Genomic DNA, 8,395 nt, shown 5'->3' on the forward strand with positions numbered 1-8,395 from the left:
GGCGTCACCATCGACGCGCCGAGCCCCATCGCGGCACGGGCGAGGATGAGCTGCTCGGGGCTCTGCGAGTAGGCCGACAGGGCCGACGCCGCCCCAAAGACGGTGAGGCCGCACGCCGGCCGCAGCCGGCTACGCCCCGGTGACGGGCCGGTCCTGCGCGGCCGTGCCCAGCCGCTCGGGGGTCCCCGCGAAGGACAGCTCGAAGTCCGGGGTGTCCGCGATCAGCGCCCGGGTGTACTCGTGCTCCGGGGCCGACATCACCCGGCCCACCGGTCCCTGTTCCACGATCACGCCCCGGTGGAGCACGGCCACCCTCTGCGCGATGTTGGACACCAGGGCGATGTTGTGGGTGACGAACAGCAGTGCCATCCCCTCGTCCTGGAGCCCGCGCAGCAGTTTCACGATCTCCGCCTGCACCGACACGTCGAGCGCCGACGTGATCTCGTCGCAGATCAGCAGGTCGGGGCGGGTGGCCACCGCGCGGGCGATGCACACCCGCTGCCGCTCGCCGCCGCTGAGCTGCTCCGGGTAGCGGTCGGCGTAGGAGGCGGACAGGGCGGCGCGCTCCAGGGCCTCGGCCACCACCGCCCCGGGGTCCCGGGGCCTGCCCACCAGGTGGCGGTAGGGGCCCAGGATCTGGTCGCGTACCCGCCTGCGCGGGTTCAGCGCCTCGTAGGGGTTCTGGAACACGTACTGCACCCGGCGCCTCTGCTCGGCCGTGCGCCGGTAGCTCCCGGCGGCCAGCGGGCTCCCGTCGAACACCACCTCACCGGTGTACTGGCGGTGCAGGCCCGCGACCGAGCGGGACAGGGTCGTCTTGCCCGACCCCGACTCGCCCAGCAGGGCCACGCACTCGCCCCGGTGGACCGACACGTCGATCCCGTCGAGGACCCTCGCGCGCCCGTAGCCCGCGTCGAGCCCCGCGACCCTCAGCAGCGGCTCGCCCTCCGGCTCGCCGCCCTCCTCGTGGCCCGTGGTCCGCAGCAGCGGCACGGCCGTCAGCAGGCGCCTGGTGTAGGAGTGGCGCGGGTCCGCGAGCACCCGGTCCGTGCGCCCCCGCTCGACGACCTCGCCCCGGTACATCACCGCGATCTCGTCGGCCAGGTCGGCGACCACCGCCATGTCGTGGCTGATGTAGACCCCCGCCGTGCCGTAGTCGCGGGTCATCCGGCGGATGGTCTCCAGGACGTGCGCCTGCGTGGTCACGTCCAGGCCGGTGGTCGGCTCGTCCAGCACGATCACGTCCGGGCGGCCGACGAACGCCATCGCGATCGCCACCCTCTGCTGCTGTCCGCCGGACAGCTGGTGGGGGTAGCGGGCCAGGAACCCGTCGTCGTCGGGGAGCGCGACCTCGCCCAGGACCTCGCGCACCCGGGCCTGGGCGTCGGCCGCCGACAGGGAGGCGTCGTGCAGGGCCTCGCGCAGCTGGGTGCGCAGGCGCAGGGCCGGGTTGAGCGCCGAGGCGGGCGACTGGGGGATGTAGGCCACCGCCCGTCCGCGCAGTTCGCGCACGCCCCGCTCGGAGAGCGAGGCCAGGTCCTTCCCGGCCACCTCCACGCGTCCCGCGGAGATCTCCGTCGCGCGCTTGCAGTGCGCCAGCAGCGACAGGCCCAGGGTGGTCTTCCCGGAGCCGGACTCGCCGACCAGGCCGAGGATCGTGCCCCGCGCCACCGTGATCGAGACGCCGCTGATGATCTCCACGTCCGAGGGACGGCCGATCACGGTCAGGCCCTCCACCGACAGCACGGCGGCCCCGGTGTCCCGGCCGCCTCCGGAGTCCGCTTCCCGTCCGGCGTCCCGCGTCACTTCTCCACCCCTCGGTCGATGCCGATCGCCGCACGGGACAGGCCGTCGGTGATCAGGTTGGCGCCGATCGTCAGGACGGCGATCGCCGCCACGGGCAGCGCCACCGCCCACGGCTGCACGGCCATGCCCTGCCGGTTCTCGTTGATCATCAGTCCCCAGTCCGCCGTCGGCGGCTGGAGCCCCATGCCGAGGAAGCCGAGCACGGCGACCACCCCGATGGAGTAGGTCAGCCGCAGGCCGAGCTCGACCAGCAGCGGGCTCGTCACGTTCGGCAGGATCTCCACCGCCATGATCCGCCAGCGCGGAAGGCCGACGGCCTCGGCCGCCTTCACGTAGTCCTGCTCGACGACCTTGCGCGTCGCCTCGCGGATCACCCGGGCCACGCGGGGCATGTGCGACACCGCGATGACGGCCACGATCAGCCACACCTTCGGGCCCACGATCGACATCACCAGCAGCGCGGCGATCAGCTGGGGGAAGGCGAGCAGCACGTCGCCGACGCGCATGAGGACGTCGTCGAGCCAGCCGCGCCGGTACCCGGCGACCACGCCGACGACCGTCCCCGCCGCCACGCCGATCGCCGCGGAGGCGCCCGCGAGGAGCAGCAGCGTCCAGCCGCCCCACAGGAAGCGGGTCAGCACGTCGCGGCCGCGGTTGTCACCGCCGAACAGCGTGCCGTCCACCCCGGTCTCGAACGGTCTGGCCACGAACTCGGTGGGTGTGTACGGGGCCACGAAGGGCCCCACCACCGCGATCAGGACGACCAGGCCGGTCAGGGCGGCGCCGACCTTCGTCCGGCCGAACCCCCAGGCCGTCCGGAACAGGCCGGCGCCGCGTCCCCGCGGCACCACGGTCACGGGCTCCACGCCCGCGTTCACGGGAGCGCTCATCGGTTCGCCACCCTCACCTTCGGGTTGGCCGCCAGCCCGATCACGTCCGCGATCAGGTTGACGAGGATGTAGATGCCGGCGATGAGCAGGACCACGGCCTGGACCAGGGGCACGTCGCGGTTCTCGATCGCGTCCATGAGGATCTTGCCGACACCGGGGAAGTTGAACAGGAACTCGACGGCCACCACGCCGCCCGCCAGCCAGGCGAGCTGGAGGGCGACCACCTGGGCCACCGGCCCGATGGCGTTGGGCGCGGCGTGCCGCCACAGGACCGCGCGCTCGTCCACGCCCTTGAGCCGGGCCTGCTGGACGTACTCGCTCTCCAGGACCTCGATCATCGTGGCCCGCATCATGCGGACGATGGGCGGCGCCACCGCGAAGGCGAGTGTCAGCACCGGCAGCACCCACTGGTCGGGGCCGCCCTCGCGGGAGTACACGGACGGGAACCAGCCGAGTCCGCCGGGCCCCAGCAGGAGGATCAGCAGGATGCCGACCACGAACTCGGGGATGGACGCCACGACCAGCGTCCCCATGGACGAGGCGTGGTCGAAGGCGCGGTCCCGCCGCAGCGCGCTGACCGCGCCCACGAGGAGGGCGACGGGGGTGGCGGCGAGGGCCGCCAGCCCCATCAGGGTCAGCGAGCTCAGGACCGGTCCGGAGAGGACCTCGGTGACCTCGGTCCGGTTGGAGTAGGAGGTGCCCAGGTCCCCCTGGACGATCCCCTGGAGCCAGTTGAGGTACTGCACGGCCACCGGCTCGTGCAGGTCGAGCTGGTCGCGGAGGGCCTCCACGCGCTCGGGCGTGGCGTCACGGCCCAGGATCATCTGGGCGGCGTCGCCGGGCAGTGCCTGCGTGGCCGCGAAGACCACGAGGGACACCGCCCAGAGCGTCAGCGCGCCGAAGAGGAGGCGGACGACGATGAGTCGGGTCATGGTGAGCTTTCGGTAGCGGTCGGTCGGGTCCGGGGAGCCGCTACTGCTCCAGCCAGGCCCGGTGGAACGCGTACGAGCCCAGCGGGTGGCCGGAGACGGCGGGCTCCAGGCCGTGCACGGCGGTGCTGTGGCCGTCGAGGAGGTTCACGAAGCCCCACACGATGTAGCCGCCCTCCTCGTACTCGACCCGCTGCGCCCGGCGGATCAGCTCGTTGCGCTCGTCGGGGTCCGCGGTGCGGCGGGCCTCCTCCAGGTGGCCGAGCCACTCCTCGTTCTCGCCCCACATGGTCTCGTTGTAGGGGGCTCCCACCACCGAGCCCTGCGCGGCCTGGGTGATGTAGTTGCGCGCGCTCCAGAAGTCCTGGCCGAAGGCGTAGGGGAAGCCCTCCTCCTCGTTCCAGTAGTCACTGGGGTTGACGCGGCGGAGCTCGACGGTGACCCCGGCCTCGCGGGCCTGCTCCTGGAAGACCTCCGCGGCGGCGACCACGCCCGCGCTGATGTCGGAGGTGACCAGCTCGACCTCCAGGCCGTCCTCGTGCCCGGCATCGGCCAGCAGCCGCCTGGCCTCCGCGATGTCCTGTTCCCGCTGCTCGAAGTCGTCCGGGTAGGACGGGTCCATCCGCGCGTACATGTCGTTGCCGACCTGGCCGTACCCGGCGAGGGCCTGGTCGATCATCTCCTGGCGGTCCACGATGAGCCGGAACGCCTGGCGGACGCGGACGTCGTCGAAGGGGGCCTGGTCCACCCGCATGGTGAACGGCAGCCACATGCCGGTCTCGGACTCCATGATCGCGAGGTCGGGGTTGCCCTCGATCACCGCCACCTGCGCGTGCGGGACCTGGGTGATGAGGTCCACGCTGCCGCTGTTGAGGGCGTTGACGCGTGCGTCGTCCTCGGGGAAGTCGACGATCTCCAGCTCGTCCGCGTAGGGCAGGCCCTCCTCGTGGTAGCCCTCGTGCCGCTCGAAGAGGCTGTACTCGCCCGCCACGAACTCGACGCTGCGGAACGGGCCGCAACCGACCGGGTCGGCGGGGTCGTACCCCTCGGGGACGACGCAGTTGTAGTACTCGGCGAGGGCCTCGGGCAGGGTGACCGTCGGCTCGGTGCAGCGGATGAGCACCGTGCGCCCGTCCAGGGCCTCCAGCCCGTCGGCGTCGACGCCGTCCATGTCGCCGGCGCCGCGCAGCGGGTTGTCGGGGTCCAGGATGCGCCGGAGGGAGAAGACGACGGAGTCCGCGGTGACGGGGGAGTCGTCGTGGAAGGTCAGGCCCTCCTTGAGCACGACGGTCCACTCCGTGGCGTCCTCGTTGGGCTCGACGGACTCGGCCAGGTTGTTCTCGATGGCGCCGTCGGCGGCGTAGCGCAGCAGCCCGGCGTAGAGCGCGAAGTTGCGGGCGATGTCCACGTTGTCGGTGGGGTCGTGCGCGTCCAGTGTGTCGTTGACCCCGCCTCCTGCGACGCCGACGCGCAGGCGCCCGCCCCGCTGGGGTTCACCCCCGCCCGAACCCCCGGAGCCGGAGTCCCCTCCGCAGGCGGCCAGGACCGGGGCGACGACGGCGCCGGCGGCGGAGGCCTTGAGGAGGGAGCGACGGCTGGGGGCGGAGAGAAGGGTGGGGCGGGGGCCTTCGGACAGGGACGACAAGGGACACCTCGTGTGGGGACGGGAACCGCAGGGCGTTCGAGGCCGGGGAGGGGCGGCGCCCGGGGAGGGGCGCGGCCCGGCATCGGACCTGATCGATACTTGTTCGCCCTTCACGGAGCGTCAAACGAGGTCGGAGGCGGTGCGGGCCGTGAACGCCGTGTTGCGGGGCCGTAACGGCGGAGAGAGGGGGGCGTCCCGCCGGAACCAGCTCTGGCCTGCGGGTTTCTGCGCCGTTCGGTGTGCGCTCCGAGCGGCGGTGTGCGCATGGCGCCCACCGCCGGTTCGCGGCGAACGACGCTCCGGGGGGCGTCCGGGTTGTGTTCCAATCGATGTCGCGGGGAAGCGAAACCGTGGTGTTTAGTGCGAGCAATTTCCGTTTTGTTGGCTTATGTGGCCATATGTCTGTTCAGGGGAAGGCGGTCGGTCCGGGGCGGGGTCCCGGTCCGGCCGGGCGGCCGGAGCCGCCTCCGGCCCACCCCGTCCGGGCGCGGCGGGGAGGGCCGCCCCGTGCCGGCGGGAAGCCCGTGGGCGGAGGGGCCTCCCGAGCTCGCCTCCGGCTGCGGGCGCCGCGGCGGGCGGCGTCCCGGCCGGTGCGCGGGAGCGCATATCGTTACTGGTCGTGTCCGTGTCGGGGGGACGGGCCGCCCGCGAGCGCATTGCCAACGTGTTACACCTCACATGGCCGACTCTGGGGTCCGGACTGTTTCCTTTGTCCTCATCGGGGATGACACGTGACGGGGTTTTGTGGCCAATACCAGGCGGGGTGAACCCAGGTGTGCTGTTCTGGACCCAGCACACCCTTGTCTAAGGTGAGTGCAGGCGGCGCAACCCGCGCGCCCGTCGCGGGTGATTGGAGTGACCGGATGGCTGAGGCGAGGCAACTCCGGGAATACGTGCCCGCGGAGGTACCGGGGAGCACGGTTCCGACCACACCGGGGTTCGAGACGGGCGACCTCACGGGAGGGTCCACCGACCACACGGTGTGGAGCTGTGCCGGGAACCTCACCGCGGTGCGGTCGATCCGCGCGCGCGTGCGCGAGTTCCTCACCCGCATGGGCCACACCGAGGGCGCGCTGGACGACGCCGAGCTGTCGGTCAGCGAGCTGGCGACCAACGCGCTGCTGCACTCCCGCTCCGGGCAGAGCGGAGGCGTCATGACGCTGTTCATCCGCTCCGACGCCGGACGCCTGCGCGTCGCCGTGGCCGACCAGGGCGAGCGCGACGGCGAGGGCGTCCACACGCGGGAGGACGGCGACGACTACGGCCGGGGCAAGCTCATCGTCGACAGCTGCGCCACCCGCAGCGGCGAGTACTGGAGCGAGGCCACGCACGTGGCCTGGTTCGAGATCGAGGACGGCCACGTGCCCGTCCCCGCCTTCGACGGCGAGTCCTCGGTCGCGGAGCTCACCGAGTCCGGGGACTGACCCCGGGCGGCCCCCTGCCCCCGGCGGCGCGCACGCCGCACACCGGGGCCGGAACCCGGCCCCGGCCCCCTTCAAGACCCTCAGTCGGCGCTGTCGGGGTACGGGAAGGCGACCCGCGCCGGCTCGGGCGCGCAGAGCACGGTCACCTGGCGCCCCTCGGGCGGGGGGCAGTCCGCGCCGGTCACCACGCAGGCCCCCGTCCACAGCGCCAGCGCCACCAGCGCCACCCGCGTGGCCTCGTCGCCCCGCTCGTCCACCGCCACGACGTCGTCGGCGGTCAGGTGCAGCAGGTTCCGCAGCTCGGAGAAGCGGGCCATCAGGTCGTTGTGCGGGTAGAGGGTGGTCAGCAGTCCGCCGCTGGTCTGCTCGTAGCCCAGGATGCCGTTGTCGAACAGCCCGCGCGCAGGGCTGTACCCGTTGCCGTCGGGGCTGGGCTGCAACAGGTCCTCGAAGGGCGTCGCCCCCAGGGACGGGCCGAAGGAGATGATCTGCCGCACCCGCGAGCGCTCGGCGAGTTCGAGGGCCGTCTGCGCCAGCTCGGGGCTGACCAGCAGCAGCCGGGCGTCGGTCTCGGTCAGGACGGCGCACTGGGTGTCCAGGTCGGACGCGGTCGACAGCGGCAGCGCCCGGCCGCCCACGGCCATCACCGTGTAGGTGGCCAGGAACCGGTCGGGTGAGACCGGCGCGAGAACCCCCACCACGTCGCCGAAGCACATGCCCCGGCGGCTCAGCCCGGCCGCGGCCTGCTCGACGGTGGCGGCGAACGTGAGCGCGTCCACCCGGTGTCCGGCGGTCCGCAGCGTCCCCGGCCGCGACGAGCGCAGCCGCAGCCGCTCGCACAGGCCGCCGGTCAGGGATCCGATCGGGTCGTCCCTACGCGGCAGATGGCGTCCCGGTCGCCCGGTTCCTGAAGACAGCCCTACCCCCATACGTACCCCCAGTCGGCCCATCCTGCGGTGGTGTCGCATTCCGGGCTCGTCACGCCCCCTCCACGTGGCGAGCCCGGAAGCGCGGCCCCGGGCGGTCGGTGCGACGTCCCTCCCCAGGACGCACCCCGCTCCGGCGCGGTTCCCCACCGGCCCCGGGAACCTTCCCGGGGCTGACGGTCCGCCGGGATCCCGGTGTTCGGCCCGGGCTCCGACGGCCGCTTCTGGGACTCACGGAATTGTGTCACGAGAGTGCCACGAACGTGATGTCCCATGGCTTGAACCCTAGCGCGTTCACAGTCAGATGCACATGCATATTGCTATGCAGATGCATATGTAGATTCTGGCCGCAGGGGAGAGAGCGCCCGCACGAGAGAGGGCGTAAGCGGGCAGACCGGGCGATCAGCCCGCTGCTCTGTGCTGCTCCATCCACGCCGTGATCTGCGCGCGTGAGTGGAAGCCCATCTTGCGGTTGATGTTGGCGACGTGCCTGGCCGCCGTCGACGGGGTGATGAACAGCGTCCGGGCGATCTCGGGGTTGCTCCGTCCCGAACTCACCAGCCGCGCGATCTCCAGCTCCCGCTTGGTCAACCGCTGCTGCGGGGTCACCGACTCGGGCGCCGGGACGGGCCCCTCCAAGGGCCGGCGGGCGCGACCGCGCCCCGGCGTCCGAGGTGCGGCGGACGGTGCGGGCGGGGGGGGGCGGCGGGCCCGGGCGGGGGGCGCACGCCCCCGGGGGCGCCGCGCCGCCGCCGGTCGCCCCCGGTGGGCGCGG

The 8,395-nt window shown here is 72.8% G+C and carries 6 protein-coding genes and 1 pseudogene; 1 reads left to right on the forward strand and 6 read right to left on the reverse strand.

What is annotated here, in order from left to right:
• Positions 1 to 129 precede the first annotated feature (129 nt).
• The 4 genes from ABZ234_RS33555 to ABZ234_RS33570 are packed head-to-tail and all read right to left on the reverse strand — an operon-like array spanning position 130 to position 5,270.
• Positions 130 to 1,806: an ABC transporter ATP-binding protein gene (locus tag ABZ234_RS33555; protein WP_355014726.1), complete on the reverse strand. Its 1,677-nt coding sequence runs from the start codon at positions 1,804 to 1,806 to the stop codon at positions 130 to 132.
• Positions 1,803 to 2,696, reverse strand: a complete 894-nt coding sequence (locus ABZ234_RS33560; protein ID WP_355014727.1) for an ABC transporter permease — start codon at positions 2,694 to 2,696, stop codon at positions 1,803 to 1,805. The genes ABZ234_RS33555 and ABZ234_RS33560 overlap by 4 nt, the downstream gene beginning before the upstream one ends.
• On the reverse strand, positions 2,693 to 3,628 hold the full coding sequence (locus ABZ234_RS33565; RefSeq protein WP_267948424.1) for an ABC transporter permease: 936 nt from the start codon (positions 3,626 to 3,628) through the stop codon (positions 2,693 to 2,695). Before ABZ234_RS33565 ends, ABZ234_RS33560 begins: the two co-directional genes overlap by 4 nt.
• A gap of 40 nt (positions 3,629 to 3,668) precedes the next feature.
• Complete coding sequence (locus ABZ234_RS33570) at positions 3,669 to 5,270, reverse strand: ABC transporter substrate-binding protein (protein ID WP_355014728.1); 1,602 nt, start codon at positions 5,268 to 5,270, stop codon at positions 3,669 to 3,671.
• Between the two features lie 863 nt (positions 5,271 to 6,133).
• Here ABZ234_RS33570 and ABZ234_RS33575 point away from each other — a divergent pair.
• Positions 6,134 to 6,694 (forward strand): ATP-binding protein, encoded by a 561-nt coding sequence (locus ABZ234_RS33575; protein ID WP_344181481.1) that lies wholly within the window; start codon positions 6,134 to 6,136, stop codon positions 6,692 to 6,694.
• A gap of 80 nt (positions 6,695 to 6,774) precedes the next feature.
• Here ABZ234_RS33575 and ABZ234_RS33580 read toward each other — a convergent pair whose 3' ends face one another.
• Together ABZ234_RS33580 and ABZ234_RS33585 are read right to left on the reverse strand one after the other, a co-directional pair.
• Positions 6,775 to 7,623 carry an AMP-binding protein gene (locus ABZ234_RS33580; RefSeq protein ID WP_267948427.1) on the reverse strand — a complete coding sequence of 283 codons (849 nt, stop codon included), beginning with the start codon at positions 7,621 to 7,623 and terminating at the stop codon, positions 6,775 to 6,777.
• A 399-nt stretch (positions 7,624 to 8,022) separates the two neighbouring features.
• Positions 8,023 to 8,253, reverse strand: a pseudogene (locus ABZ234_RS33585) (helix-turn-helix transcriptional regulator); the annotation flags it as partial.
• Positions 8,254 to 8,395: the final 142 nt, after the last annotated feature.

The sequence above is a fragment of the Nocardiopsis sp. NPDC006198 genome (assembly GCF_040613895.1).
Classification (GTDB): domain Bacteria; phylum Actinomycetota; class Actinomycetes; order Streptosporangiales; family Streptosporangiaceae; genus Nocardiopsis; species Nocardiopsis tropica.